This is a genomic window from Paenibacillus oryziterrae (assembly GCF_042610485.1).
GTDB lineage: Bacteria > Bacillota > Bacilli > Paenibacillales > Paenibacillaceae > Paenibacillus_AQ.
The window spans coordinates 259,093-285,717 of record NZ_JBGJZO010000001.1 but is presented as its reverse complement, the minus strand read 5'-3'; the positions used below and the strand labels follow the sequence as shown (position 1 = coordinate 285,717).

25 protein-coding genes are annotated in these 26,625 nt (G+C 47.4%); 3 read left to right on the top strand and 22 right to left on the bottom strand.

From position 1 onward, the window contains the following. Positions 1–26: 26 nt before the first annotated feature. The 6 genes from ACAN55_RS01365 to ACAN55_RS01340 all read right to left on the bottom strand — a co-directional run bounded on the left by ACAN55_RS01365 (position 27) and on the right by ACAN55_RS01340 (position 4,397). Positions 27–650 carry a TetR/AcrR family transcriptional regulator gene (locus ACAN55_RS01365; protein ID WP_379127017.1) on the bottom strand — a complete coding sequence of 208 codons (624 nt, stop codon included), beginning with the start codon at positions 648–650 and terminating at the stop codon, positions 27–29. Positions 651–839: 189 nt separating this feature from the next. Further along, the gene (locus tag ACAN55_RS01360) at positions 840–1,490 is read right to left on the bottom strand and encodes an MBL fold metallo-hydrolase (protein ID WP_379127015.1); all 651 of its coding nucleotides are present in this window, start codon (positions 1,488–1,490) and stop codon (positions 840–842) included. Positions 1,491–1,556: 66 nt separating this feature from the next. Next, a complete protein-coding gene (locus ACAN55_RS01355) occupies positions 1,557–1,958 on the bottom strand; it encodes an Rrf2 family transcriptional regulator (protein WP_379127013.1) in 402 nt (133 codons plus the stop codon). Positions 1,959–2,031: 73 nt separating this feature from the next. Then, complete coding sequence (locus ACAN55_RS01350; protein ID WP_379127011.1) at positions 2,032–3,036, bottom strand: hypothetical protein; 1,005 nt, start codon at positions 3,034–3,036, stop codon at positions 2,032–2,034. Between the two features lie 91 nt (positions 3,037–3,127). After that, complete coding sequence (locus ACAN55_RS01345) at positions 3,128–3,877, bottom strand: SAM-dependent methyltransferase (RefSeq protein ID WP_379127009.1); 750 nt, start codon at positions 3,875–3,877, stop codon at positions 3,128–3,130. Between the two features lie 13 nt (positions 3,878–3,890). After that, positions 3,891–4,397: a GNAT family N-acetyltransferase gene (locus tag ACAN55_RS01340; RefSeq protein ID WP_379127007.1), complete on the bottom strand. Its 507-nt coding sequence runs from the start codon at positions 4,395–4,397 to the stop codon at positions 3,891–3,893. Positions 4,398–4,559: 162 nt separating this feature from the next. Here ACAN55_RS01340 and xerS point away from each other — a divergent pair, with 162 nt between their 5' ends. Continuing rightward, positions 4,560–5,642: a tyrosine recombinase XerS gene (gene xerS, locus ACAN55_RS01335; RefSeq protein ID WP_379127004.1), complete on the top strand. Its 1,083-nt coding sequence runs from the start codon at positions 4,560–4,562 to the stop codon at positions 5,640–5,642. A 137-nt stretch (positions 5,643–5,779) separates the two neighbouring features. Here the strand turns inward: xerS and mobB are convergent, their stop codons facing one another. The 11 genes from mobB to ACAN55_RS01280 form a co-directional block, all read right to left on the bottom strand. After that, on the bottom strand, positions 5,780–6,289 hold the full coding sequence (gene mobB / locus ACAN55_RS01330; protein WP_379127552.1) for a molybdopterin-guanine dinucleotide biosynthesis protein B: 510 nt from the start codon (positions 6,287–6,289) through the stop codon (positions 5,780–5,782). 176 nt (positions 6,290–6,465) lie between these two features. Continuing rightward, positions 6,466–7,746: a molybdopterin molybdotransferase MoeA gene (locus tag ACAN55_RS01325; protein ID WP_379127002.1), complete on the bottom strand. Its 1,281-nt coding sequence runs from the start codon at positions 7,744–7,746 to the stop codon at positions 6,466–6,468. Between the two features lie 298 nt (positions 7,747–8,044). Next, entirely contained in the window at positions 8,045–13,015 is a 4,971-nt protein-coding gene (locus ACAN55_RS01320; RefSeq protein ID WP_379127000.1) for a discoidin domain-containing protein, read from the bottom strand. Positions 13,016–13,417: 402 nt separating this feature from the next. Further along, on the bottom strand, positions 13,418–13,642 hold the full coding sequence (locus ACAN55_RS01315; RefSeq protein WP_379126998.1) for a hypothetical protein: 225 nt from the start codon (positions 13,640–13,642) through the stop codon (positions 13,418–13,420). Positions 13,643–13,672: 30 nt separating this feature from the next. Further along, positions 13,673–14,179: a DUF4178 domain-containing protein gene (locus ACAN55_RS01310; RefSeq protein ID WP_379126996.1), complete on the bottom strand. Its 507-nt coding sequence runs from the start codon at positions 14,177–14,179 to the stop codon at positions 13,673–13,675. A gap of 24 nt (positions 14,180–14,203) precedes the next feature. Further along, positions 14,204–14,611 carry a DUF350 domain-containing protein gene (locus ACAN55_RS01305; protein WP_379126994.1) on the bottom strand — a complete coding sequence of 136 codons (408 nt, stop codon included), beginning with the start codon at positions 14,609–14,611 and terminating at the stop codon, positions 14,204–14,206. Between the two features lie 117 nt (positions 14,612–14,728). Beyond that, positions 14,729–15,397, bottom strand: a complete 669-nt coding sequence (locus tag ACAN55_RS01300) for a PspA/IM30 family protein (protein WP_379126992.1) — start codon at positions 15,395–15,397, stop codon at positions 14,729–14,731. Between the two features lie 69 nt (positions 15,398–15,466). Beyond that, positions 15,467–15,805, bottom strand: a complete 339-nt coding sequence (lpdD, locus tag ACAN55_RS01295; protein WP_379126990.1) for a prenylated flavin chaperone LpdD — start codon at positions 15,803–15,805, stop codon at positions 15,467–15,469. 34 nt (positions 15,806–15,839) lie between these two features. After that, on the bottom strand, positions 15,840–16,772 hold the full coding sequence (locus ACAN55_RS01290) for a dihydroorotate dehydrogenase (protein WP_379126988.1): 933 nt from the start codon (positions 16,770–16,772) through the stop codon (positions 15,840–15,842). Continuing rightward, positions 16,765–17,469, bottom strand: a complete 705-nt coding sequence (locus ACAN55_RS01285) for a dihydroorotate dehydrogenase electron transfer subunit (protein WP_379126986.1) — start codon at positions 17,467–17,469, stop codon at positions 16,765–16,767. The genes ACAN55_RS01290 and ACAN55_RS01285 overlap by 8 nt, the downstream gene beginning before the upstream one ends. An 84-nt stretch (positions 17,470–17,553) precedes the next feature. Beyond that, complete coding sequence (locus ACAN55_RS01280; RefSeq protein ID WP_379126984.1) at positions 17,554–18,588, bottom strand: NADH:flavin oxidoreductase/NADH oxidase; 1,035 nt, start codon at positions 18,586–18,588, stop codon at positions 17,554–17,556. A gap of 158 nt (positions 18,589–18,746) precedes the next feature. On the opposite strand from ACAN55_RS01280, the gene ACAN55_RS01275 reads away from it, so the two are divergent. Then, on the top strand, positions 18,747–19,559 hold the full coding sequence (locus tag ACAN55_RS01275) for a polysaccharide deacetylase family protein (RefSeq protein WP_379126982.1): 813 nt from the start codon (positions 18,747–18,749) through the stop codon (positions 19,557–19,559). Positions 19,560–19,626: 67 nt separating this feature from the next. Here ACAN55_RS01275 and ACAN55_RS01270 read toward each other — a convergent pair whose 3' ends face one another. Beyond that, complete coding sequence (locus ACAN55_RS01270) at positions 19,627–20,310, bottom strand: 3D domain-containing protein (RefSeq protein ID WP_379126980.1); 684 nt, start codon at positions 20,308–20,310, stop codon at positions 19,627–19,629. 237 nt (positions 20,311–20,547) lie between these two features. On the opposite strand from ACAN55_RS01270, the gene ppk1 reads away from it, so the two are divergent. After that, the gene (gene ppk1 / locus ACAN55_RS01265; RefSeq protein WP_379126978.1) at positions 20,548–22,662 is read left to right on the top strand and encodes a polyphosphate kinase 1; all 2,115 of its coding nucleotides are present in this window, start codon (positions 20,548–20,550) and stop codon (positions 22,660–22,662) included. On the opposite strand, the gene ACAN55_RS01260 is transcribed toward ppk1, so the two are convergent. The 4 genes from ACAN55_RS01260 to ACAN55_RS01245 all read right to left on the bottom strand — a co-directional run bounded on the left by ACAN55_RS01260 (position 22,619) and on the right by ACAN55_RS01245 (position 26,588). Further along, positions 22,619–24,175, bottom strand: a complete 1,557-nt coding sequence (locus ACAN55_RS01260) for a Ppx/GppA phosphatase family protein (RefSeq protein ID WP_379126976.1) — start codon at positions 24,173–24,175, stop codon at positions 22,619–22,621. The two genes, ppk1 and ACAN55_RS01260, sit on opposite strands and share 44 nt — an antisense overlap. A 114-nt stretch (positions 24,176–24,289) precedes the next feature. After that, positions 24,290–25,012, bottom strand: a complete 723-nt coding sequence (locus ACAN55_RS01255; RefSeq protein ID WP_379126974.1) for an amino acid ABC transporter ATP-binding protein — start codon at positions 25,010–25,012, stop codon at positions 24,290–24,292. Next, positions 24,999–25,658: an amino acid ABC transporter permease gene (locus ACAN55_RS01250; protein WP_379126972.1), complete on the bottom strand. Its 660-nt coding sequence runs from the start codon at positions 25,656–25,658 to the stop codon at positions 24,999–25,001. Before ACAN55_RS01250 ends, ACAN55_RS01255 begins: the two co-directional genes overlap by 14 nt. 114 nt (positions 25,659–25,772) lie before the next feature. After that, the gene (locus ACAN55_RS01245; protein ID WP_379126970.1) at positions 25,773–26,588 is read right to left on the bottom strand and encodes a transporter substrate-binding domain-containing protein; all 816 of its coding nucleotides are present in this window, start codon (positions 26,586–26,588) and stop codon (positions 25,773–25,775) included. Positions 26,589–26,625 lie beyond the last annotated feature (37 nt).

The window sequence follows — 26,625 nt, the reverse complement described above, 5'->3', positions numbered from 1 at the left end:
CCCCTCTCAAAATCTTCCCATGACCATCAAATGCAACCAGCAAGCTTCACCATACTGTCCAGGTAGTGTGAGACCAGCGCTTCACGCTGCTCGTCGGGCAAGTCATGTTCCACCGATAGTCGCATAATCAGGCCAAAAGCTGAGCTCCAGATGATCTGTGCCGTCCGTTCAATGTATGTCTCATCCTGATTCTGCAGATGCGGATATAATTTCAGTGTCCTGCATAACATGCCTAGTGCATTACGCTCCAGTGCGGCTCCCTTGAACAATACGGAAGTCTGGCTAAGAACCGCCGGTGAATCATTTAGCATCACATTCCTGTACTGTGACCCTTGCGCCAATGCTCCCCGAATAAACTGCAGCAGGGATCCCTTTAAAATCTCATCAGGCTGGCTTACTGGCAGCTCGTGCTGTGCAGAACGTATGCCCGACACCATCTCTTGGTACCCTTTTTGCAGCACTTGCTCAATAATTTCTTCTTTTCCCTCAAAATAATGATAGATAATACCCGGTGAATACCCGATTTGACGGGCGAGTTTACGAATGGACAGCTTCTCAATACCATCCACAGCAATGAAATCCCCTGCAGTCTCTATAATTAAACGCCGCATCTCTTCGCGTTCACGTTCTTTTTTGTCCTCTTTGGTCATAAAGTCACTCCTCGTCGCAAAAAATAACACCGTTCAATCTATTGAACAGTGTTTAATATAACTCTTATGGTGTTATCAGTCAATCCTTAATTTACCTATTTTCATTCTGCAAAATCAATAAGTTAACATAACATTTATTATGTCTACTTAGTTCAAAGCCAATCTCCATTTTTCGCATAAAATTACATATTACTGATAATTCAATGTTACGACCTTAGCAGAATCCGGAAGCGATTCCCTTGTAACCACAAGCTCTTCTACCTCCAACCTTGGAAGTCCAGTGGCCTTAATAAATCCATGCTCATTTTCGAAAAAGAATCTGCCCGCGATCCCCAGGGCTTTTGTCCGGTAATGCATCGGAATGACAATGGCAGGACGCAGCTGGTTTCTGACTTCAGCCGCCTGCACTCCGCCTAGTGTCCGGCCCCCTCCGATAGGCAGCATAAGAACATCTACATCTCCGATCTCGTTCAACTGTTCAGGTGTAAGCAGATGCCCTAAATCGCCGCAATGGCACAACGTAAGTCCGTCTATAGTAAAGACAAAAACCAGGTTATTACCTTTCTTCGCACCCCCTACGTTATCGTGAAAGGTTGGAATCCCTTTGATTTCAATTTCCTTAACGCAAAAACTGCCTGCTTGGTTCAACAGCTCATAATCACCTTTTACAATGTGAACTTGATTGTGATCTCGGTGCTCATGGGTAACGGCAACAATATTCGCACTCACTTCCGGCATATGGTATCCAAGGAATTTGCGGCCATATGGATCGATCAGTATCGTAGTCCCCAGCTCAGACGTAATGTAAAACGATGAATGTCCATACCATTTGATTCTCATCATTACACTCCTTTGATTTCACTCGTGATTTATTGTGCATATTTTAGCACAGTTTAAGTCAAAAAATTACTCTATTAAATCTGCTATGGTATAGGATTGAAGCACAAGATCTATCTGACCATGGATATCGTTCATGATCTTACCGAAGGACTCGCGCATCTTCGTCCCGAACAAATGGTCACCGGTCGTATCCAGCATCCGGAGCCACTGCGGGCTCTCATCAAGAACTGCATGATAGACTTCTACTAATGCTATATCTTTTGGTTGTTTCGCTAAAGTATATCCTCCGCCTCTGCCCTGCTTCACCTTAATCAATCCGGTCTCCGTAAGCCGGACCAGTATCTTCCGTAGCGCAGTCGGCTCACAATTGATATGGGATGCTATCTCTTCACTGGAGCATTGACCCGTATTTGAAGCGAGTATAATCAATGCCTGCACTCCAAATCCAAACCGTTTGATCGCCGCCATAGTCGTCATGCCTCCATTTCAATTTAATGTGCAAATTATAGCACAGTTAATACCATGCAGCAATACACCTATTTCAGTCTAAATCAGCTACCTTCCACTCACCCTGCTTGTTCAGCAACACAGGCATCCCGATGGAGTTCACCCTGTAATATCCTTCTGCATTCATAAACTCATATTCAACGTAGTATATAACCCGCTTAGGGTTCTCTGGATTAAACGCAGAGGTAAGTTTAATAAATCGGTAGGTATTTGTGTTATCTACCCAATAACTCATATTATTTGCTGCTCCAGGAGCATATAGTGTCGAATTGAACTGATCCATATCTTTTGCAGCGATGGCCTTCAGGCACAGCATGGCGACTTTAAGACTTTGCTGCTCCTCCCTACTATTCCCCACCTTAGGATCTTGAATGAATACTCCGGCAATCAGAGGTTCTCTCTTCTCCATGTACTGTATATTTGCAAGCATGGTAGTAAATAGTGGCAGCATCTCTTCCCGGAGATCTGCTGTGGTTCGAATTTCGGCCAGGTAAGCATGTTCATTAACCTGAAACTTGAATATATCCACTCTTCCTTCCCCATCTGCAAAGAATCCGGAATACTCCCTATACTTGCTTAAAGAACTGTCTTTGCCCGTGATCTTTGATGGATCAGCCGACTTATCCGCATCTAATAGGGTTATGTAATTACGTTTATCGTCTAAGCCCCATGCGGTACTGCCGTTCAATTCCATACGCATCAGCGACTCCGGGATGAAGAGTCCAAGCGGCAGCTCTTTATGGGATCTGAAATCGGCATTTTCTTCTTTGCCGGCAACGGTAAAGCCGCGTCCGCTCCCGTCATAGACTGGAATCTCCTGCCCGATGAGACTCAAGGATTTAGCCTGAGGAGTAGCAGTTACCGTAGCTTCAGGCATAGGCGTTGTTGTAACCTTGGGAACTAGCGAGGGTGAGACAGAAAGGATAGCAGGTTCTTTGTTATCCTGATCCGCACCATTGGAGTTTGGAGTGCAGCCGCTGCCAGCAGAGACTGCCAACACCAAAACTCCAGCAGCAATGATCTTCCTATGCGTATTCATTGATTAATCACCTCAATTACCAGACGCTGGTAATCGGTAATAGTTGCGATTCAGGACTGATTGTGCTCTTCCGGATTAGTAAGCCCTTAACTTAGTTGTTCCGGTATAGGAACAGCCCAAATCCGAGCGTATCCCGGCCCCAAGTTAAATAAGTGCGGCGCCAATTGCGTATGTTCTCCCGCATTTCAGGGACGGACGGATCATCAGGATGATCCTGGCAATATTGCTCGATGGACAGGCTGTAATTCCATTCAAACCGGTCCCAGTCATCTTCACTGGCAACGGTCGACCAAAGTGGAGTTAAGCCATATCGCTCTCCAAGCAGAACCGTAGTGTCATAATGCCGAAGTTCATTTTCTTCCGAGCCTAGCGCACCTAGGTAGGAAGCATCCGGTTTCTTCTTCCAGTACCCGTCGCCGATCAGAATGCTGCCACCCGGACGAACCGCCTTGGAAAAGAGACTTAATGTATTGGCCATACTCTCTAGTGCATGTGTCGAAGCAATACAAATCGCCGCATCATAAGTTCCATTCTCGACCGTTGCAAGGTACGTGCCTGCATCTTCTTCAATGAAATGAATACGGGATTCCGGCGACTGCTGGGAAGTCCGCTTATGCGCCTCTTCAATCGCATAGGCACTGTTCTCAACTGCATCAACAGCTGTATCATACATATGTACTAATCTTCTTGCCAGCTCGCCTTGCCCTGCCCCGATTTCTAAAACCCGCGCTCCCGGCTTTAGCTGCAGCAGCGACAGAGTATGGACTAGCTTAGCCTCAGACATCGGATTATTAAATTTCTGGCGGGAGTGGCCGATTGCAGAAAATTGATTATGATCCATAACAACTCTCCTTTTATTTAATTCTATTATTATTTAATGTGTTGAAATATTGACTCGGGTTGCCTTGCGGCGGATTAAATCTCTCTTGATAAGCGCCATCCGTATAGCTTCCAATTACCCGGTGCCAGAAATCTATTGCTGGCGTGTTCGCCCGGATCTGCGAAACCTTCCAATCACCGGGGTACATTTCAAAAAGAGTATGGGCGGCCCAAGTGCCGAGGCCAGTGCGGCGGTATTTGGACATCACAAAAAACTCACACATATAAAACTGTCCCTCCGAATTATGGAGTAGCCTGTCCACCAACGCGAAGCCGGCGTAGTTCCCGTCCGCAAGGAACAAGTATGGCATCTTGTTGCTTCCGCTGGCCCAGTAGGCTTCAAGGCCCGGATACGACGGAAATACCCCCTCCTGGTCTACATCAATATTCAAAAAGCGGGTAAAGTCGTATAGATAAAACTGCATCAGGTTGCTGATAATTTGCTTCCGTTCCTTCGGAACCAGTTCAATTTTAAGCTCCATGGTTCACCTCTGTCTATGCCGTGATTGATTTCACTAAAAATAACTTTAACATTTACTACACGCTGAATCAAAAAAGATTAAATATTTCGGCAAAATATTCTAGCAGTTCAAATCATGATAAAATAATACGGAAGAATAGAGCAAAATGAAAAGGTGAATCCCATGAGCATACAAAAGAACCACGACCGACTTCAGCTGGAGATTAAGCTTCCGAACATGCCCTGGTATATACAGCAGTTCATTGATTACAAGCTACCAGACCTCTCCCCTTCTACACTTCTTGAATATATTAGAGATTATGAGTCTTTTTTGGGCTGGCTTCGTGCTGAGGGACTGACACAAGCTTCGAGCAATGTTGAGATTAGTCTTCAGGACCTCGAGGTTCTGCATATGGACAGCATAGTGTCCTACAGGCTTCATCTCATGACCCGCATCGAGAACGCCAATACAAAAATCACCGTCTCCCGTAAGCTATCAGCACTACGTTCACTATTTCATTATCTGAGCCAGATTGCTGAGGATGAGAATTTCTATCCACTGTTGAAACGCAATATTATGGCTAAAGTGGAGATCAAACGGATCCATAAACCAAAGGATACTGCTGCGAAACTAAAAGGCAAGATTCTGGAGGAAGAAGAACTGCTCGAATTTGTGGGCTACATCCTTGAAGGGTACGGAGTAGATGTTCAGAAGAACAAGCAGGCGCTGTATTCCTTTCAACTGAACCGGGAACGCGATGCCTGTATCGCCAGTCTTATCCTAAACTCCGGTCTTCGGGTGTCAGAGGTCGTAAATCTCAATGTGGATGATCTTGATTTCAATAATAAGCTGTTATATGTATTCCGCAAAGGCCACAACGATGAGACGTTCAAAACACCTGTATACTTTCGCGAACAGGCCAAAGATGATCTGTCGCTGTACCTGAGCCTACGTCAAACCCGTTATAAGACGCCAAAGAAGGAAAAAGCATTATTTATCGCTCTGCCCAACGGTCATACTGAAGGCAAAAGAATGACGAAACGGGCCATTCAGGAGATGATCATCAAATACGCCAAACGTTTCGGCAAACCTTACCTTACAGTGCATAAGCTCCGGCACTCCTTCGCGACCGATTATTATCTGCAGAACGATATCTATAAGACGAAAGAGCAGCTTGGTCATGCTTCAACGGAGACAACCGAGGTTTATGCACATCTGACCGACAAAACAATGTCGGATGCCATTGAGCGCCGCTTGGACTCTTAATTTAGACTTAATATGCCTTTTATGGGCGGACTCAAACGCTTCGTTGAGCGTCAGGGACCGCCCTTTTTGACTAAATGGGTTTGAAGACGCATGGAGTATATAATCTGCTGATCGTTGGGATTTCTATTGTGAATTTTTCACATGTTGAAAACAGGAAATGAATATCGTTGTTGGCACATATATTCCACAATCGCTGCGGTTTCATCAATACCGAAACGCGGAATCGATGGTGAGTCCGGCAAGCTTTCGAGGTCGGCCGCCTCCTGCCACAGGCTAACTGCCGAAATGGTGCTTAACGAAAGAAGTTTCAGGTCTTCTGGATGGCGTATCAAGACAATTTTAGGATATAGTTCTTCCTTGAACCCTTCGACCAAAATATAGTCATACCCTGCAAAATCCTTCACCAACTGCCATAGTGACGTCTCCTTCTCTTCGATCCGCGCCGTCCGGGATTTATTAGTAATGGCAACTGCAGCGGCTCCCGCCTCTTTATGCTGCCAAGTGTCCGTGTGGGGATGATCCATATCAAAGTTATGATGATCGTGTTTGATCACGGCTACCGTGTACCCTTTTGCTTTAAGCTGTGGAATTATGCTACAAATCATCGTCGTTTTCCCGCTGTTTTTGTAACCGACAATTTGCCACACCGATGGGCCAGTCAAGCTAACTGGAGCATGCCGGTCTACTCCTTGTGTGACTTGAACGTGATGAAACCTGCGTGTGGATCTGCGCTTCTCTCCCCTGGGGTTCTTTCTACTGGAAACCAAGTTATTCCTTATGATTCTTGTCACCTGGCACACTCCTTGACCGTTCTGAAATACCTTTATCCTGAAATTTCTCCAGGCAGTTTAATTACAGTAACCAAAGAACCGGCGCTAAGCCCCCGCTCTTCCGGTGGCACAACAATCAGGCAATTACTGTCCTTAATTGTAACCATAACGGAAGATTCATCAATGGCGGCAGGATAAGCTACAAGTCTGCCTTCATTGATCTCCAGCCGTGCCCGGACATACCGAGTATAGTTATTTACTTTCATGTAATCCTGTCCCAAAGTTGCGGTCCACTCCGGTAAGAAGGGCTTCGCTGCCCCCTGCATGATGCCAATCACCGGTCTTGCGAACAATTGAAATCCTACAAAGCAAGCACCCGGGTTACCGGATAAGGCTAATAGTTGCTTACCTCCACGGACCGCAGCTGTTGTCACACTACCTGGGCGCATAGTTACCTTGTTGAAGAGCATGCTGCCGCTCTGTTCACGCACCAGATCACCCATAATATCATAGTCTCCTACGGATACTCCCCCCGTAGTAATAACCATGTCGTATGCCTCAAGTGCCATCTGCACTTTACTGCGGGCCAGGTTCAGATCATCTGCGATGGCGCCAAGCATCACCGGTTCACCACCTGCTTCCAATACGAGTGTCTCCAGCATCGGCGAATTACTGTTGCGGATTTTCCCCGGTTGAAGCGGTTCATTTACTTCAAGAAGTTCAGATCCCGTAGCAAAAATACCCACTTTAGGCCGTCTATGTACCTTCACTGATGATACGCCAAAAGCGGCTAGTACAGCGATTTCTCCAGCAGTAATACGGCCTCCTTCTGGCAATATCACTTCTCCTCCGCTAAGTTCCATTCCGCGCGGAGTGATATTCCGTCCGGCTTCCTGAGCTTTACGGATACCAACATATGTGACTTCATCCATAACCCGTGTTTCTGTGGCTTCGATCATAACCACTGTATCCGCACCCTCGGGGAGCTGTGCCCCCGTCATAATCCTTGCCGCTTGCCCGGATGTAATATTCTTCATTGAAACGAAGCCACAGGGAATATGATCTACAACTTTAAGCCAAACCAACTGATCTTTGCTAGCGTTCCTTATATCTTCAGCAATCAGCGCATAACCGTCCATTCCAGACCTATCAAAAGCGGGAAATGGATGTGGTGCAATGACCGCTTCGGCTAAATACCGTCCTGCACATGCCGAGAGGGGTACACTTTCCATAGCTAGCGGCTTGGCATACTCAGTCACTTTGGCCTGAGCTTCTTTAACCTGAAGGGCCCTGCGCTGAAATTTCTCATCAAGTACATTCTCTTTGCTAGTCATGGATCATTGCCTCATTTCTGTATTAGAATCAATATAATCTATTTACACTCGCATAATAACCTATTATAACCAAGAATCTGCGAGTTTGCTTCTTTAGAGAACCCTATTCGGCTGAAACTAAACAAGAGGATGTCCCTATGCATACGCATAAGAACATCCTCCAACTTTATAAAAACCCCATAGGAACAATCTTGTAACTCTGTTCCTCGCTTTAAATAGCCGGAGCAACGCTGAATCCGTCGGACCGTACGAGAGTAGCATACAATTGCCTTTTATATATTCAATTGCTCCTATAATCTCACATATACAGATTCAGTTCGGAGACCGACCACCACCACTGGGGTGCCGCTTCGGTAAGCACGAGTCTGACATATCGTGCGGTTTGTACCGGGAAGGCAGACCGGATAAGGGATGAAGCACCCTTTTCTTCTGCAATCATCCTCCACTCAGTTCCACTCTCGGAGACCAGCACCTGATATCCCCTGGCATAATCGTTCTCACTGCCTCCCGAATCCATAACCAGCTCACGGAACTGCTGTTGGCTGCCCAGATCCAGTTGAATCCACTGGCCCGCTGCCTGCGGAGTACTGGTGGTCCAACGGCTGTTCTTGTCTGCATCCAGCATCTCCAGAGTTGACGTTCCCATTCCGTGGGTGGAGTCAATTACGTTCCATGTAGAACGGTCAAGTGCAAGCGGTTCACCGGCTCCTGCCACCGGAAGACTCTGATCTTCATCGGCTGTATAGAGGGACAGTCCCGAAACAGACCACCAGTGCGAATCAGCGGCGGTCAGTATCACCTTGACATAACGGACCGTCTGCAGCGGGAAGGCTGCAGTTACTACTGAGCTTGTACCCTTACCCGCAGCTACCGGGGTGCCCCAGTGTTCGCCATCGGCTGATACATAAATTTCGTATCCATGCGCGTAATCATCATGATTGCTTCCGCTGTCCATGACAAGCTGGTCGATGGCCTGCGCACGACCCAGATCAAGCTGAATCCATTGCCCCGGCTGTTGTTCACGGCCGCTGGACCAGCGGGTAGCCAGACTGCCGTCCAGCATGGCGTTTACAGTTTCTCCTCCGGCTGTAGAGGAGGCCGTCAATGTCCATGACTGCGGTTCGAGAAGCTTTTGCTTCCCGTTGCCGTAATTATGGATGTACAGCTCGGCGACGGACCACCATTTGTCAGCTTCACCGGTCTGAACCAGCTTAACATATCGTCCGGTTTGAACCGGGAAGCTAATATTCATCGTACCCGGCTTCCCTTGGCCGGCAGCTACAGGGTTGCCCCAAACCACCCCGTCACTAGAGACATATACCTTGTAGCTTCGCGGATAGTCATCAGCGGAATTACCCGGATTCATAACGATGGAGTCAAAGCGCTGCTTGGAACCCAGATCCACCTGGATCCATTGCCCTGAGGTCTGCTTACGGCCACTGCTCCATAAGGTAGCCCCATTTCCATCCAGAATATTCTTCGGAAGGTCAGAGGCATAAGAGGATGTAGCCGCAACCTTCCAGCGTGAACGGTCCTCCAGTGTATCCTCTGGTGTCTCAGTTAATCCTTTGCCGAATTTGGCCACCTTCAGTTCGGCAATAGACCACCAGCTGTCCAAAGAAGAGGTCAATGTAATTCTGATATATTGCGCGGTTTGGGCGGGCAGAGATACCACCACACTCGGAGAAGTGCCTCCTCCCGCTGCGATGGCCTCTCCCCAATTCTCCCCGTCACGGGAGACAGTGATTTCATAACCATGCGCATAATCGCCATAGCTCGTGCCGGAATTCATGAACAGCGTGTCGAAGGTCTGCTCGGAACCCAGATTAATCTGGAGTACATCTCCCGGGCGCTGGGTCCGGCCGGAAGACCAGCGGGTATTTAGTTTTCCATCAACCAGATTCTTAACTGGCTCAGAACTTGCAGATGTGGTCACCTGCCACTGGGTACGATCAAGATACTGAACTGCACCGGATAGGTCAGGGGCCTCCAGAACGGTATGTTTTAGAGGATCGACAGATACTTGTGCTTGGCTATATACTTTCGCGGAGCCGAGAACACCTGCCGCATTGTAGAAATGAACCGTAACATCACTATCAGAGGGATTCCAGATTTGCGCGGTGTAGCTGTCTGCTTTTTTATAGACGGTAACTGCAGGATTATCCGCCCAGATCTCAGTAGTACGGTTACCCAGGGACGCCATGCTGTGAACGAACCAATAGGCATTGAAGGCTTCATTCTGCTGCATATTTGTAGTATCCCATTTCTCCAGTACAGCCTGCGGATCACTGATCGATTCAAACGGCCAGATGATATGCTGCCAAGCATCCTCTTTCTTGCCCAGGTCCTTGATCAGGCCCGCATACAAATTTGCAGCATTTTCCGGCTCGCGGCCATAATAAGTCATCCATTCAGCAGGCGGCAACCAATGGATGCCATATATACACTGCGGATCACCAGAGAAGAAGGTCCCGAACAGATAGGCGCTTCCATAGACCTGCCCGACTACCGCATGGTTGTAACCTTCCACCCAGTTGTCATGATCATAGTTGAACCAGTACTGCTCGACTGCCTTTACCTCCGTGGTGAAGCCCCAGATGCCCGCGTCGCGGTAAGCGTCGTTGCCGGTAACGAGACCCCATATATATTCACCAACCCAGCTGAACAACGCTTCACCGGCAGCTTCCTGGTTGTTGCCGCTGCGGTTATCCGCATAGCCGCCGGCCCAGGAATGCCCCTCGTACGGGTCAAAATTACGCATCCACGGGAACTCGCCATCTCTCTTGGACGGATTCGCATAGTCGCGGATCAGCATTTCCACCATATCGCCATAATCGGCGAGAAATTCCTTGTCGTAGGTGGCAAGCACTGCCGATGCAAAGATATAGTATCCGTAAGTAAAATGATGGTCAGTAAGACCGGTGTTCACTCCAAAGCCGCTGGAGTACGGGAACAATGCGCCCCATTCCTGCGAGTAGTGGAAATAATACGAATGAAGTTGCTCATCCGGTGAATAGGTATACCAGTCCGTCAAAATAGTCTTCAGATTCGCCAGATAGTGCGCTTTGCGTTCATCATCCCCCAACTGATCGCTAATCAGGACCGCCAGAGCTAGCGGATGCAGCTTTTTTCCCTGCCAGTACGGATCAGCAATCATTAGATTCCCGGCCAAATCCGCATCCAGCTGATCCAGATAGGCAATCAGTTGTGCACGGGAGTAAGTGGAATCCCCAGGCTCTACAAACTGTGGGATGATTCCGTTGAACCGGTCAGTGGTTGTGAATGTATTGCCTTCCACAAGCTTCAAGACACCGCGGATGGACGGATACGACTGCTCCGTAAGCGGAGTAGTCGTGATTTTCCACTGATGCGGCAGCAGCGCCATAATTGTATCACCGGAGAATCCGGACCGTTTCAGCTCCGTGCTGGTATGGAAATTCGTCGTTACCATAGACTTCTTCTGATCGAAGCTATAATTGACCTCTGTACCGGACACAAAGGCATAGGCATGTCGATAAAACTCATGCAGCTCCGAAGAGCTTGGAAGAGTGGCAAGAGATAAGTAATCCTCACCTCCGCCAAGCTTGATCTTGATCGTATTGCCAAGCTTCATGAACACGGTACCCTCAGGTGTAAAAATACCATAGCTGCGGATAAACGTCTGTGGAACCGGAGCCTTGTCCTTATTGGTCACTTCGATTCCAATATGATCGGCAGTCACCATATCGCCGTCATTCAGCAGAACCGGCTCGTTCTGGTCATTGAACAGACGGGTAATCGCAGGTGACTGGAGAATGACTGCATCGGGATTCTCGAAGGTATTGTACAGATATGGAGAGCCCTTTACAAAAGTGGTACTCATTTTGGCCGTATCATCATCACTTAGAATGACCGTTGCGGAATAATCGCCATAGCTCGAAATTTTCGTCTGCATTCCTGCCGGGTTGATAGTATTGGCTGATAAATATAAATCCGGATCTCCGTCTGCGTCGATCGAGCCTCCATCCGATGATGCAAACCCTGCTCCCGGATTCAGAATCGATAATCCCTGCTTGGTATATCTGTTCTTAAGCGGCAGGGTAATGAGGCTGTTCCCGTCTCCCAGATTTGAGATGAGGATCGATTGCCACCAGTCATTGGACGGGATGGGACCTTCTATGTCCGATGTACGGTATTTGGGATTTTTGGGCTGCAGCTGGGTGATGTCATTGATCTCATAGCTCCCCGCCCCAACCTGAACTGCGGATGCTGCCGGAATATCCGGAATATTATACGTTGGCTTGAGATCGCCTTCACGGTAGGCTTGGACCTCGAATTCATACAGCGAGTAGCCGTTGCTGCTGCCGCGTCCAATACCGGACATCTTCACATAACGCGCTTTGCCATATAGCGGGATAGTTTCCTTCCCACCTGAACCGTTCAACTGTCTGAACAGCGTGGTCCAGCTCTTGGCATCCTCTGATACCTGGATATCATAGGCACGGCCATATGCAGCTTCCCAGCTCAATACAACACTGCCCAATTCACTGGTTTGGCCCAAATCGACATATAGTGACTCTGTATCCGTAAAAATAGAAGCCCACCGGGTACTGGCATCCCCATCTGTCGCATTCCGTGCCAAATAATCTTTTTCTTTCATTTTGGCCTTATCCTCGGCCGACCGGGTAGGCTCATCAATCTCTATGGAGGAGGCGATTACCGGCTTCCCTAATGCCAGGTTTACAGCCTCCGGCTTGGGAGGTGTACTAACGCCGCCAGTTCCGTAAACCTCGAACTCCCAAATGGAGACACCATAGGACTTCTGCGCGCGTTCAGTACTATGTATACGAATGTATCGGGCTTTTGCAGAAACTTTCACGTCGGTCGTTCCACCCTTACCCTTTGTTGTAGAGTATATAGGGCTCCAGTGGATCTCATCAACCGATGCTTGAATTTCAAAAGCGGTAGAATAGGCATTCTCCCACTGTACTGATACCCTTGATACTGCGGCAACAGCGCCTAAATCTACATAAAGCCATTGCGGGTCCTTCTTCCAGACACTTTCCCATCGGGTGTTCTTACTTCCATCCACTGCTAAATCTGGTGTGGCCCCACCCAGTGAAGATGATGCGTACACCGGTCTGTTCTGGGACAATAGATACCCGCTTTCCTCTGCATTAGCCACTGTTGGAGGCACACCGGGCACGCTACCGATAATCAGCAGTAATACCGTAATAAGATTCATCCACACAAGGTGGGATCTCCGCTTTCTCCCAACCATTTGTTTCATAAATTATCTCCTTTTTTCTTTGGTTAAGCAGTAGGTTTTATAAGATTTAACTGCTCCAGATTCATTATCGGTACTATAAACTCAATTATTAGAGTATAAATATCATTTTGTTAAAAACAGGATATTAGCACTATATAAGCTTTTCTTGAGAATGATGGGCAGCTGTTTAAGGAATCCCTTGCGGGATTAGGATTTCGTCAATGCAGTGAATAAGAATCTTAGTTTCACTATATAAAATATTTTATTTAGGCGTATCTCTGCTGCATAGAACATTTGTACTATCCGCAAACGACAAAAAAGCCGCTTCGGGTGAGAAGCAGCTCTCCTATTTCGTTTCATTTCGTTTTATTTCCTGTTCAAGCAGCCCGCGCCTTGCCGTCAGCAGATCATCATTTATTTACTTCAGGGCATATATTTAAAGCTGCGTTTGACTTCCTCAATCTCTTTAGGAGTCATTTTGTCTTTACCGGTTATATGATCGAGCACCTGTTTGGTTGAGACTCCTGCAATATCTTCTGCCTTTTTCTCAGTCATATCGGGATCAAATGGAGAACTGTAAAAGAATCCTTTGACTATACCTTTTACAAATGATTGTGACTCACCGGCTTGTTCATTTCCGTCACTCATGGCTTGCTCCTCCTCATAAATAACCAAAAATCAATTGCCCCGAATTACCCGCACATCGCCCGTAATTACTTTTTCTCCTTCATACAGCATAAAGCGTCCATTCTGCCATTCAATCCGCAGCAAGGCGAAATCATCACTTTGATACTGCCAGACATGCTGGTCTCCACCATTCATAAAGGGAGTTTGACCGACTGAAACAACGTATCCATCATACTCTTCTTCCAAATAGTACGTATGCTCATCCAGTTCAATCGTAGCAGGAACTTCGGCAGGATTATCCAATCGGCCATCAATCGGTCTGTACAAACTATATTGAGTCTGCTCCCGCTCTTCAATGTGCAGATAGCTAATACGGCTTCCGTCACGCAAGGTCAGTACAACCGCATTACGTCCGCGGTTATGGGTTCTGCCCGTTACCTCATAGGTAACAAGGGAGACCTCACAGATATCTCCTGGGGCCAGCTGCAGCATGCTTTTTTCAACTGCCGGAGGCTCAGGTTTCGAGAAAATATTTCCTATACGTTTCCAAATACTCATATTCTAGTGTCCTCCCAAAACCAATTATAGAAATGCTGAAATAATTAATGCGCCCGCGATATGCAATGTACCGGAGAATAATCCGTAACCGATCTTTCCTTGCTGCGCACCGTGATCCAGATCCAGCTTCCCGAATCTGCTCAGCAAAGAACGAACCGTTCTATCCAGAATCAGCAGCAGGATAAAAGTTATTACGGAGAATAACATAGCTTCACTTAGCTTGCTGGATGAGGAAATACACGAAGCCATGATATAAGCCTGCCCTAGCAGCTTCAGTACAAGGCGGGTGGTCACCGCCATATTCCCGTTTCTCATTTCCTCCATATCATTGTACCGGGTGAAGAGCGAATCAACATACATCAGCACGAACAGCAATGCCGAGCCGCATGCTGTCCAGACAATCATGGAAACCAGGACGTGGATATCCACCATTTTAGCCTCCGCTGCTCAGTTTATCTGCATAGATAAGGCGAAGAAGAAACGCTGGTTCTGTCTCTTCTTCGCCTGATGATTGCCGGACTGTATGCCGCCCGAATATAAGATTAAGTATTACTGTTTCTCATACTGCTTCATCAGCGCGGCAAGCTCATCATCCACTGCCTGATCCTTATTGAGCTTCTCAAATTCATCATCCAGTGATTTGTTGCCGGAACTCATCTCGTTACTGGCTTCGGCTTGCGCTTCCGCCTGCAGCATCTTTTCTTCCATACGCTTAAGTCCAGCAGATGCCGAATCGGAGCTGAAGCCGCTCATCGCTTTGTTGATTTCAGTCTGAGCTTTAGCTGCGTTATAACGGGCGACTAGCGTCTCACGTTTGTTCTTCATCTGGGTCAGCTGCTTGCGCATCTCTTCCAGCTTGCCGCGGAGGTTATCTGCCGATGCTTTGTTCTGGTCGAAGCTGGTTTTGTATTCAACCATCTTAACCTCAGCAGCCTTCTTCTCTTCCAAAGCCCGGCGGGCCAAATCCGCATTGCCGGCTTGAGCTGCTGCATGTGCTTGCTGGTTACGTTTGTTCACCAAGGCTTCCTGCTCTTCGTACAGTTGTTTGAACTTCTTCTCGATCGCGATTTGTGCCGCAACAGCCTTCTCTGCATCCTCTAAATCCTCGGTCATGTCACGAATGTACTGATCGGTCATCTTTATCGGGTCTTCGGCTTTGTCTATAATCGCATTTACGTTAGACATGGTTAAATCGCGCAATCTTTTAAAAATCGACATGGTTCATTCCTCCAAAAGATAAGTTATGCTGCTTATGGATATCTTTTACGCAATGAAATCATAACCGTTTCAAATTTGTTGCGATAAATATTGATCGACTTTCTGATTCACTATTTGTACGACTTCTTTGATGCCTTCAGTTGAAAGATCGTCATAGTGTATTCCCATTACAACCGTCACCGTCCGTTGAAGCTGGCCTGCAACGCGAACAGCGAGATCTTCACTGATCGTGTGCTCCTTATGATGGGGTACGGCTGAAGTGGATACTTCCACTTGTTCCCCATTGAGATAAGCCGTGCTTGCCGCGCCAATATGCCGGACACCACCTGTAATAAGCAGAAGAAGATCACGGCCCACTTGAAATTCGGTAAGTTCGATATCACTTGGATCTATCCAGGGTAAAGTCACATTCATCCCCCCTACCCATTATATTAACCGATATTTACACAATTCCGCGAATTTCATCCAGACTTTCGATATTTTCATGAAGCATAAATTGCTCGAGCTCTTCCACAAGGTCGCTTCCCGCCCGCAGGTTCATAAGGTTATAAGTCCCTACTTGAACAACCGCAGCTCCAGCCATAATAAACTCAATAATATCAGATGCCGTAGTAATTCCACCCATACCGATTACCGGAATCTGAACTCGCTTGGCTACCTGATGCACCATACGGAGGGCTACAGGCTTGATTGCAGGGCCGGACAAACCGGCATACAGGTTATTGAAGACACTGCTCCGTCGGCGGACATCGATCTTCATTCCGGAGATCGTGTTAATCAGAGAAATCGCATCTGCACCTTCGGCTTCACACATTGATGCCATGTCCGCGATGTCTTCAGCATTCGGAGACAGCTTGACCGCCAGCGGAAGCTTTGTAGCTTGTCTTACAGCACGGACTACCTCTTGTGCAGCGCAAGTCTTGACACCAAAAGCAATTCCGCCTTCTTTAACATTAGGACAGGAAATATTAAGTTCAATCATATCGACTGCTTTGTTCCCCGCACGTTCTCTGGCATCAGCATCAATCTGAATTAATTCTGCTCCGCGAACATAATCGTCGAGTGTATTTCCACCAAGATTGACTATCCGTACTGTATCCAGAGTCTCCCAATACGGACACTCTTTCTCCAGAAAAGCGGGCACACCCGGATTCTCCAGACCTACACTGTTCAGCAGTCCCGAGGCTGTCTCATATACACGTGTTCCAGCGTTACCTGCTTTCGGATTGAGGGTCAAACCTTTGCCGGAGATACCTCCTAATCTGTTCACATCGTACAACTTCCCGTATTCACGTCCAAATCCAAAGGTTCCTGAAGCCATCACAATAGGGTTCTTAAATTCAACATTCCCTATTCTTGTCTTTAAATTAAGCATGGAAGATCACCTCTTCCGCCAAAAATACCGGCCCGTCCGTGCATGCTTTCTTCTGGCCGTCCTTACACGAAACGCTGCACACTAAGCAAGCGCCAATGCCGCAGGCCATCCGGTTCTCCAGCGACAAGTAGACAGATGTTCTGCTTCCAGCGAGTTCGGCAGCAATCCCTTTCAATTGGGCGGCTTTAAGCATCGGATAGGGTCCACAGACAAATACATGGTCATAATCCGAGAAATCTACGCTGTCAAGGATCAAACCGCCGACATCCACCGTCAGCTTGGCGGCATGGGAACGGAATTCTTCCGTACGGAATGGCTCACGGCTGAAGCCAAGGTACACATCACAATTCGGAAGCTCCTGTGCACAATACAGAAGTGGAGCAATACCTATTCCTCCACCTACTAGCGCTATTCTGCCTTCAAGCAGCGGAAATCCGTTGCCGAAAGGCCCTTCAAGACCAATGGAGTCTCCCGGTTTGAGCTGCGAGAGCAGCTCTGTGCCTTCACCTACGACATGATACAGAAATTCGATGCCGTTATCGTTCACAGCATGAATGCTGATCGGCCGTGATAGCAGCGGGTAAGCCCCCCAGGCACGCAGCATATAAAACTGCCCCATGGCACCGCTGTAATCCCCCTCTACTTTGAGGTGATATACATGATCTGTCAGATACTCGTTACTAATCACCGTTCCCACGTTATCAAGCTCCTTCAAATTTAATCTTATTAACAATGCCTTAGGAGGAACTTAAAATCTGTGATTTAGTTCACAGGTTAGAGCCTATTTTTTTCGCCAGATCCCGCGTTCATATGCTTTAGGTATTGCATGAACGCCGCCTAGCGCTTCTTCAGCATGTAGAGCCCAATACGGATCGCTCAGCATTCCCCGGCCAACGGCAACAAGTTCTGCTCTTTCATCATTAACAACTGCCTCCGCTTGCTCATACGACTCTAGCCGGCCAACAGCGATAACCGGCACCTGCAGACCGCTGCGAATATATTCTGCCAGATCCACTTGATACGCCGGACCGGCATTAGGACCGCCATTTGAACCGATTGGACCTTCCCCGCCGGAAGATACATGGAACATATCCACACCCGCAGACTTGTACCGGCGACATATCCCTAAGGCATATTCCGCATCATAACCGCTCTCCACATATTCCTTGGCCGAAACCCGCATCAATAGAGGCATTTCCGGAGGAAGAACCTCTTTCACAGCGGACACGACTTGCTCTCCGAACAATGCTAAATCCGTGCCATACTCATCGTCCCTTCGATTGGTCAGCGGCGAATGAAACTGATGAATCAAATATCCATGCGCGCCATGGATTTCTACGGTATCAAATCCGGCTTCAACCGCTCTGCGTGCTCCATCCTGATAGGCCAGAATCAATTCCTGAATTTCATCTTTGCTTAAAGCCTTAGGCATCTTAGAACGATCATCAAACGGAATTGCAGAAGGAGCTACCGGCGGTTCGGCATCCTGCGCTTTTCTTCCCGCATGCCCCAGCTGAATTCCGATCTTAGCTCCATTTGTATGGGCTCCCGCTGTTATTTTAGAGAACGCTTCGATCTGATTGTCGCTCCATATTCCTGTATCGTGATCCGTAATACGGCCATCCGGATGTACGCCGGTCATCTCAACAATGATCAGACCTGCTCCGCCAACCGCACGACTTACATAATGTACGAAATGCCAATCGGTCGGAATCCCGTCCTTGCGATCCACAGCATATTGGCACATTGGAGGCATGACTACCCGATTTCGGAGTGTCATTCCTTTCAATTCATAAGGCTTGAATAAATCGGTCATTAATGTTCTCCGTCCTTCCAAATTGTAAAATAATCAGAGCAGGATATGTATCCTTTTCAATAGTATACCGCAGAACATTCATGTGCGGATAGATTTGAGGCATCCAGGGGATACCAAGAGAAGTTGCTGGTCTATGACCTGAAGGAGGGTATGCAGAATTGAATCACAGGCTTGCTGGTAAAATAATATACGTATTTGTCACAGTTATTTTCTTGTCAGCCATTCCCGTACGTTCTTCAGCCGCCGTCCCTCCGCTCTCGGTCATAGCAACTAAAGCTCAAACCACGGAGCACCGGCAAAAAGTTAAAAAAAGCAGCCTGTCCCTGTCTCAACTGCTTCACAAGTATCCAGATACGATTAAGACTCAGGGGCCAAGGGTCAGATCCATAGCGCTTACCTTCGATGATGTACCCGACCCCAGATTCACCCCGCAGCTTCTCGATGTTTTGCGCCGGTACCATGTAAAAGCCACTTTTTTTGTAGTTGGCAGCCGTGCCGAGAAACATCCCGGATTGGTCAGAAGGATGATTCGGGAGGGACACGCAGTGGGTAACCATTCCTACAATCACCCTCAATTCACGAAAATTGGAATTAATGATTTCCGGAGGCAAATCATCCGGACTGAGGATATCATTCAACGTCTGGGGGGATACAAACCCCGATTTATCCGTCCGCCATATGGTGAGATTAGTGAGGGGCAGCTGAAATGGGCAAGATCCCGCGGGTATCAGGTGGTCAATTGGAATGTGGACTCCCTTGATTGGAGGAATTTATCCAAGACACAGGTTAAGAGCAATATCCTCACCCGTGCCGGAAAAGGAGCGATCATTCTGCAGCATGGAGGCGGCGGCCGCGGCAGCAATCTCCGAGGGTCCATTCAAGCGCTTCCTGATGTGATAACTCTTATGCGTAAGCGAGGTTATACCTTTGTGACAGTTCCTCAGCTTCTTAAGCTTCCTGTGGAGAAATAAAACGGAGAGTGCCACATGGGCACCCTCCGTTATTTACGTTCAGCAGATTACTGATTATATTAGCCGGTTATTGAATTACATATAATTGCACATATTGAAAGCCGAACTCTGAAACAAAACTTTGGCTTCCTGGAATAAAGATGTCAATCCGCTTGCCTTTGATTGCACTTCCCTGATCCGTTGCTGTTGCAATGAACGCCATCTTAGGGAGTCCCGGATGGGTGTGTCCTGTAACCAGCACTTTAGTTCCCATTGGAATTACACTTGGATCAACAGCAATCGTTCCCAGTTTAAGCGGGTTACCGAAGTAATCGACTGCGCCCCATTTCCCGTTCTCGCTCGCAGCTGAGGAATATGCAGTAGCCTTGACCTGCAGCGTTTTACCGTATGAAAAGGTTTTGCCCCATGCTTGTACCGTATTTGTGTCTGGTTTAACAGAAAGTCTGGCTGTTACCGCTGGTGTCGCTGGTGTCGCTGGTGTCGCGTTTTGTTCATTCTGCTGAGTTTCATCCTCCGGTGTCAGATCCGGAATAACCAGCTTCAAGCCTGGATAAATGTTGAGAGCATCTACATTCGGGTTAGCTTCCATTAATTCGTTCACGTTTACATTATATTGTTTGGCTAAGTTGTAGAATGTGTTGCCTTCTGTGGCGATATGTACTCCATTTGCTTGTGCGGGTACTGCGTGCAGCAGTATGCTTAAACCAAGTATGGCAGAGATTGCTTTGTAAGATTTGCGTTTTTTAATCATAAACTAGAAAAGCCTCCTTTGTTGAGTGCACATTGAATATATCACATTTTTGTAACCTATGCTCATGCAATTGTTACCACTTCGCAATATTTCGCTGATCTCCAGTTCATACTTTCTCGAATAAGACCGTAACACCGCAGAAATTTTACACTCCGTTAACATTTCTTTCTTTGGCAAATAGTAGAATAATAGAATAAGATAAATATAAATAAGATGATCATTATATTTGGAGGGGCCATGAACACAGAAGAGAAAAAAAATCACATCCACAGCTCTCCAGCTACCGCTTATCTGAACCGCGATTTAAGCTGGATTGAATTTAACCGGCGCGTGCTGCAAGAAGCACAGGATACCGATAATCCGCTGATGGAACGGGCGAGATTTCTATCCATCGTATCCAGCAACCTCGACGAATTCATCAGTGTCCGCGTTGCCGGAATTCAGGATCAAATTCGCGCGGGTTACACCAAAATGGACTTCACAGGCTACACGCCATCTGGATTGTACAAACGTCTGTTCAAACGAGTGACAAAGATGATGGCCGATCAATATCGTACTTTTAAGGAGATCTCCAGACAGCTTCAGAAGGAAGGCATCGTATTTGTAGATTACGAAGATTTGAACCAGGCCCAGATGCAAGCCGCTGAACAATATTACAGAGATATTATTTATCCCGTGCTTACGCCCATGGCGGTAGACCAGAGCCGCCCGTTTCCACTTGTACACAGTCTGTTTATTTATCTGGCGGTTGTACTCAGCAAAAAAAATGACGAGGACGAGCCTTTTTTCGCCATACTGCAAATCCCTTCAAACCTGCCAAGATATATTACGCTCCCCCACCGTTCCAACAGCAAGAAGCGGCAGTTCGTCTTGATCGAGGATGTGATCCGGCAGCATATTCAGACATTGTTTAGCGGATATGAAGCTGTTTCTGTCAATGAGTTCCGTCTGACTCGTAATTCAGACCTTACCATTGATGAGGAAGGTGCCGAAGATCTGCTGGAGGAGATCGAAAAAGAACTCCGCAAGCGCCGCAGAGGTGTTCCAGCAAGGCTGGAGGTACAAAAAGGTATTCATCCTTATGCACTTGAACAACTGCAGGCGGAGTTTGAAATCGATGACTTTGTATTTGAAATTGAAGGACCGCTTGATCTTAGCTTCCTGAGAAGCTTCGCGGGAAGCCTAAAAGGCTTCAGTTATATGAATTATCCGCCGATTGAACCCGTGTATCCGGCAGAATTCGATGAGAACGAGGATTTCTTCGAGGTACTGCGTGAACGTGACGTGCTGGTGTACCATCCGTATGAAACCTTCGATGCGATGACCGACTTTATTACTCAGGCTTCTGAGGATGAACAGGTTATGGCCATTAAAATGACGCTTTATCGCGTAAGCGGCAATTCACCATTGATCACAGCGCTTGCCCACGCTGCCGAATCCGGCAAACAGGTAACCGTTGTTGTGGAGCTGAAGGCGAGATTCGACGAAGAGCGCAATATTGCTTGGGCACGTAAGCTGGAACAATCTGGATGCCATGTCGTCTATGGCCTGGTCGGACTCAAAACGCATGCTAAGATTACCCTGATTGTCCGCCAGGAAGGTAATGAACTGCGGCGTTATGTCCATGTTGGAACAGGGAACTACAACGATAGTACTGCAAAAGCTTATACTGACCTGAGTCTATTCACATCGAACCATCAGATCGGTCTGGATGCTTCGGAGCTATTTAACCAGATGACGGGTTATTCCTCTAATCATGACTGGAACTCTCTGATTGTTGCACCAACAGATATGAGCCTTTCCTTGCAGAAGCTTATTCTGCGCGAAGCAGAACACGCTGCTGCCGGAAGACCGGCTCGCATTATTGCGAAGATGAACTCACTCTCTAACCAGCAAGTCATTGATGATCTATATACAGCAGACCGTGCAGGGGTATCGATCGACTTGATCGTTCGTGGTGTGTGCTGCTTGCGTCCGGGTCTCGCGGGAGTCAGTGAGCGAATTACCGTACGCAGTATTGTTGACCGCTTCCTTGAGCATTCACGGATCTATTACTTCGAGAATGGCGGCAATCCTGAGATCTACATGTCCAGTGCAGATTGGATGACCCGTAATCTTACCCGCCGGATTGAATTGATGTGTCCAGTTCTCGATAGCAGAATCAAATCACAGATTGTCAAAATACTGGAGTTAACCTTAAAAGACAACGTCAAATCGAGCTTCTTGCAGGTTAACGGAAATTATGAACGGCCGGACGACAAAAAGGCCCCTTTCCGGAGCCAGTTTGCCGCGATGGATGTTACACGGTTCAAGAAAGAACGAGCTTCACTTTCAAGTCCCAAACATTCTTGAACGCTTTAATGGCGTTATCAATATCTTCTGCACCGAGCAGAAGAGCGTGAATGCCTTTCAATGCCAGATCCAGATTATTGCCATGCTGATGCACTTCAATCTCTTTCACCATTCCGGTTTCACTGCTGTCCATCGCGATGGCCAGCTGAACCAGTGTACCGAGCTTATGAATCCACTCCTCGTCGGAAGCCAGCAAAATGTCCTTGTGTGCCACGGACAATTTCTGCTTCCGGCTTTTTGTGCTGTAGGAAGCGATCAGCGCACATAGGATTAGTTGACGATGGGTAAGGCCACGGATGGGTGCATTCATGAGCCAATAACGTGTATGTCTTTTGGATTGATAATAGTTAATATTAAACCCGGTCCGGTGCAGCATAATGGATACATAAATCAGCATTTCTTGCTCCAGTGTGTTCCCTTCCCGTTTTAGCGGCTCGTACAGGCTGCTGGCGAGCTTATATACATGCTCCAGGTGACGTTTGGTTGTTCCCATGCTGAAACGCAAGATGGTTCCCAAACTGTACTCCAAAGCACTACTTCGTACAGGCTCCTCCGGGTTGATCAGATCATGAAGCATGCCTTCACGGAGTCCCTCCCCGCTGATCACAGCACTACTAGCACCGATATAACGATAAACTGTATGAAAAATAATCAGCCCCGACACGATGATATCCGCACGGCTTTTGGATAAACCCTCCAGCTCCTTGCGCTTCTCAAAAGGCATTGCCGGCAATATGTCAAGAAACCTCTCGATCGTATCGCTGGACATCGTATATCCATGTGAATTCGGCAGAGAATATTCCCGTTGTTTCTGATCCAGCTTCCCAAGGGAACGCAGGGTTCCTCCCAAGCCATACAGAGGCAGACCTGAGCCTTCGCTAAGCCAGGCATGCTCTACCAGCCTTCCAGTTACATAAGCCTGCAGCTTACGTACCTGTTCGCCGTTCCAGTTGCCTGCTTGGCCGAACATGATATTGGTATTTACCGCACCGAACGGGAAGGAAATGCTGTGCTGATGCCGGCGTCCGCGAAATAAGGTGATTTCTGTACTTCCGCCCCCGATATCGATCACAAAGCCATCCTGTACATCAAAGGCATTAATTACACCCAGGAAGCCGAAATACGCCTCCTGGTGGCCGCTTATCACTTCTATGGGAATAGAGGAAGCATCCGACAAATACGAGATGATCTCGGTTGAATTGGCCGCGTTTCGGATTGCTGCTGTTGCTCCGGCACGGATGCGGTCAACTCCAAAGGCTTCACAGACCTCTTTGAATTGCAAGAGTACAGGAACAACAGCACTCATGTCTTTCTGCTCCAGTCTGCCTTCTTTTGTAATTTTCTCGCTGAGGCGGGCGGAGCTTTTACACTCCTTGATAATTTTATAGCCGCCTTCCGGTGTCGTATCATAAATAACAAGGCGTATGGAGTTGGAACCGATATCGATAATACCAATTCGGCAGAGGTCATTTCTCATATGAGGCTGCACTTCCTTTGCTAGTTGATTGATCATCTATTATACATGGTTTGCGGGTAGAAATGAATGCGGCCTTGTGGCTCTGAACTAGTCATATCTAATATAAAACGGCCTCCGTATACCACTACCGGGGCCGTTTCCATTGATTATTTACAAGACCTTGCTTAAGAAATCCTGCGTACGTACATGTTTGGGATTACCGAACACTTCTGCCGGAGACCCCTGTTCTACAATAACGCCGCCATCCATGAACAGAATACGATCGCCTACTTCACGGGCAAATCCCATTTCATGAGTGACGATCACCATCGTCATCCCGTCTTCAGCCAACTTCTTCATAACCTCCAGCACTTCACCGACCATTTCCGGGTCAAGCGCTGAGGTAGGTTCATCGAACAGCATGACATGCGGCTGCATAGCCAGCGCGCGGGCGATAGCAATGCGCTGCTTTTGTCCCCCGGAGAGCTGGGAAGGATAGGCATCCTTCTTATCTTCCAGACCAACCGTACGAAGCAGTTCCATCGCAATCTTCTCTGCTTCAGCGGCATTCATCTTTTTCACCTTAACCGGAGCCAAAGTAATATTCTGTAATACAGTTTTATGAGGGAACAAGTTGAACTGCTGAAACACCATCCCCATCTTCTCACGGGTCACATTGATATCATGCTTCTTAGCGGTAATAGACTCGCCTTCAAAATTGATTTCGCCGCCGGTCGGCTGCTCCAGTAAGTTCAGACAGCGGAGAAAAGTACTTTTTCCCGAACCGCTGGGACCGATCACCACGACAACCTCGCCTTTTTCAATCGTTAAATCGATACCCTTCAGGATCTCCAGCTTACCGAAATGCTTCTGCAGCTTATTAACCTCGATCATCGGTATTCAGCCTCCGTTCAACTCTTCCAAGCAGCTTGGATAATGTAAATGTCATGACAAAATACATACATGCAATGATCAACAGCGGTGTAAGCGGCTCATAAGTAATGGTGGTTACGGAGCGTGACTGGAACAAAAGATCTGTCACACCAATCATGGATACAATGGATGATTCCTTTATAATCGTAACAAACTCATTGCCAATCGCCGGCAGAACACTCTTAATCGCCTGAGGCAGCACGATATAACGCAAGGTCATCCCCTGCTTCATGCCAAGTGAACGAGCTGCTTCCGTCTGTCCCCGATCCACTCCCTGGATCCCCGCGCGGAATGTCTCTGCGAGGTATGCGGAGCTGTTGATAATCAAAGTAATAGCCCCTGATTGAATAGGTGAGAACTCAATTCCTACAACAGTAAGACCGTAATGAATAAGAAATAATTGCACCAGCATCGGAGTCCCGCGCAGGAACTCCACCCATGCACTAGCCAGAATACGCAGAGGCCAGATCTTTGACATTCTAAGCAGCGCAACTGCGATACCAAGAACAAAACCGAAGAATACCCCGATTACTGCCAACAGTAGCGTGTACTGCAGACCAGTAAGGAAAAAGTCCCGATATTCATAAGCCATATTAAATATATCCATTTTAAGTAAAACCTCCTGTCTCCAAAAAAATAGAAAACGGCGGGTTACCGCCATTTTCTGAAGGGTCACACTGTACTCCATTCGGTGTCTTGTAACAAGTGTCTCTAACTGAGATTATTTGCTTTCTGCAAGCACGCTTGCCGCAGCAACATATTCTTCAATCTTGCCTTCCGAATTCAAACGCGTCAGCGTCTTGTTCACTAGATCAAGCAGCTCCGTATTACCTTTCTTAATTCCGATCACATAACCATCGTCCTCAACTTCAGGTTTAGCGTCAGTAATAACCAGACCGGGAACGTTCTTCACGAAGGATTTCGCTACCGGACCTTCCATAATGGAAGCATCTACACGATTGGATTGCAGTTGAAGCACGATTTCGGAGATTTTACCAAGGGAGGTCAACTGAGCGCCTTCGATACCTTTGGCGATATCCTCTTGAATCGATCCTGTTTGAACACCGATTTTAGCACCTTTCAGTGCATCCATAGTAGCAAATAAATCTTTATCCGCTTCACGTACCACAATAGCTTGCTCGGCTTTGTAATAGATATCAGACAAATCAACAGCTTTTCTGCGTTCTTCTGTCGGGCTCAGACCGGAAATAACCATGTCTACTCTTCCACTGGACAGTTCGTTAAGAAGCGAATCAAAAGGCAGATCTTTAATTACCAGTTCAGCGCCCATATCAGCAGCGATGTCTTTGGCGATGTCGATATCAAAACCAACGATTGTATCTTTGCCGTCTACAACCTTATGGAACTCGTATGGAGGAAAATCCGCACTGGTTCCCAGTGTAAGTGTCTTAGCTTCGGTGCTTGTATTGGTGTTGCCCGCAGTAGCGGAATCATTCTCATTCTTATTTTGGCCACAGCCTACAAGCAGACCTGCAGCAAGCAGCATACCTAATGATAGTTTACCCCATTTATTCATTTCTATATCTCCCCTGTTCTATTCATCTGTCCACAAC

What these genes read in the sequence shown, in the direction of transcription:
- ACAN55_RS01355 (WP_379127013.1), bottom strand. Translation starts at nt 1,958, where the DNA reads ATGGCGGCGATCAAACGGTTTGGATTTGGAGTGCAGGCATTGATTATA.
- ACAN55_RS01270 (WP_379126980.1), bottom strand. Translation starts at nt 20,310, where the DNA reads ATGATTAAAAAACGCAAATCTTACAAAGCAATCTCTGCCATACTTGGT.
- ACAN55_RS01350 (WP_379127011.1), bottom strand. Translation starts at nt 3,036, where the DNA reads ATGAATACGCATAGGAAGATCATTGCTGCTGGAGTTTTGGTGTTGGCA.
- ACAN55_RS01325 (WP_379127002.1), bottom strand. Translation starts at nt 7,746, where the DNA reads ATGACTAGCAAAGAGAATGTACTTGATGAGAAATTTCAGCGCAGGGCC.
- ACAN55_RS01305 (WP_379126994.1), bottom strand. Translation starts at nt 14,611, where the DNA reads ATGGTGGATATCCACGTCCTGGTTTCCATGATTGTCTGGACAGCATGC.
- ACAN55_RS01300 (WP_379126992.1), bottom strand. Translation starts at nt 15,397, where the DNA reads ATGTCGATTTTTAAAAGATTGCGCGATTTAACCATGTCTAACGTAAAT.
- ACAN55_RS01255 (WP_379126974.1), bottom strand. Translation starts at nt 25,012, where the DNA reads ATGATCGAGGTTAATAAGCTGCAGAAGCATTTCGGTAAGCTGGAGATC.
- ACAN55_RS01260 (WP_379126976.1), bottom strand. Translation starts at nt 24,175, where the DNA reads ATGATCAATCAACTAGCAAAGGAAGTGCAGCCTCATATGAGAAATGAC.
- ACAN55_RS01245 (WP_379126970.1), bottom strand. Translation starts at nt 26,588, where the DNA reads ATGAATAAATGGGGTAAACTATCATTAGGTATGCTGCTTGCTGCAGGT.
- ACAN55_RS01310 (WP_379126996.1), bottom strand. Translation starts at nt 14,179, where the DNA reads ATGAGTATTTGGAAACGTATAGGAAATATTTTCTCGAAACCTGAGCCT.
- ACAN55_RS01365 (WP_379127017.1), bottom strand. Translation starts at nt 650, where the DNA reads ATGACCAAAGAGGACAAAAAAGAACGTGAACGCGAAGAGATGCGGCGT.
- ACAN55_RS01320 (WP_379127000.1), bottom strand. Translation starts at nt 13,015, where the DNA reads ATGAAACAAATGGTTGGGAGAAAGCGGAGATCCCACCTTGTGTGGATG.
- xerS (WP_379127004.1), top strand. Translation starts at nt 4,560, where the DNA reads ATGAGCATACAAAAGAACCACGACCGACTTCAGCTGGAGATTAAGCTT.
- ppk1 (WP_379126978.1), top strand. Translation starts at nt 20,548, where the DNA reads ATGAACACAGAAGAGAAAAAAAATCACATCCACAGCTCTCCAGCTACC.
- ACAN55_RS01345 (WP_379127009.1), bottom strand. Translation starts at nt 3,877, where the DNA reads ATGGATCATAATCAATTTTCTGCAATCGGCCACTCCCGCCAGAAATTT.
- ACAN55_RS01250 (WP_379126972.1), bottom strand. Translation starts at nt 25,658, where the DNA reads ATGGATATATTTAATATGGCTTATGAATATCGGGACTTTTTCCTTACT.
- ACAN55_RS01280 (WP_379126984.1), bottom strand. Translation starts at nt 18,588, where the DNA reads ATGACCGATTTATTCAAGCCTTATGAATTGAAAGGAATGACACTCCGA.
- ACAN55_RS01315 (WP_379126998.1), bottom strand. Translation starts at nt 13,642, where the DNA reads ATGAGTGACGGAAATGAACAAGCCGGTGAGTCACAATCATTTGTAAAA.
- ACAN55_RS01360 (WP_379127015.1), bottom strand. Translation starts at nt 1,490, where the DNA reads ATGAGAATCAAATGGTATGGACATTCATCGTTTTACATTACGTCTGAG.
- ACAN55_RS01290 (WP_379126988.1), bottom strand. Translation starts at nt 16,772, where the DNA reads ATGCTTAATTTAAAGACAAGAATAGGGAATGTTGAATTTAAGAACCCT.
- ACAN55_RS01340 (WP_379127007.1), bottom strand. Translation starts at nt 4,397, where the DNA reads ATGGAGCTTAAAATTGAACTGGTTCCGAAGGAACGGAAGCAAATTATC.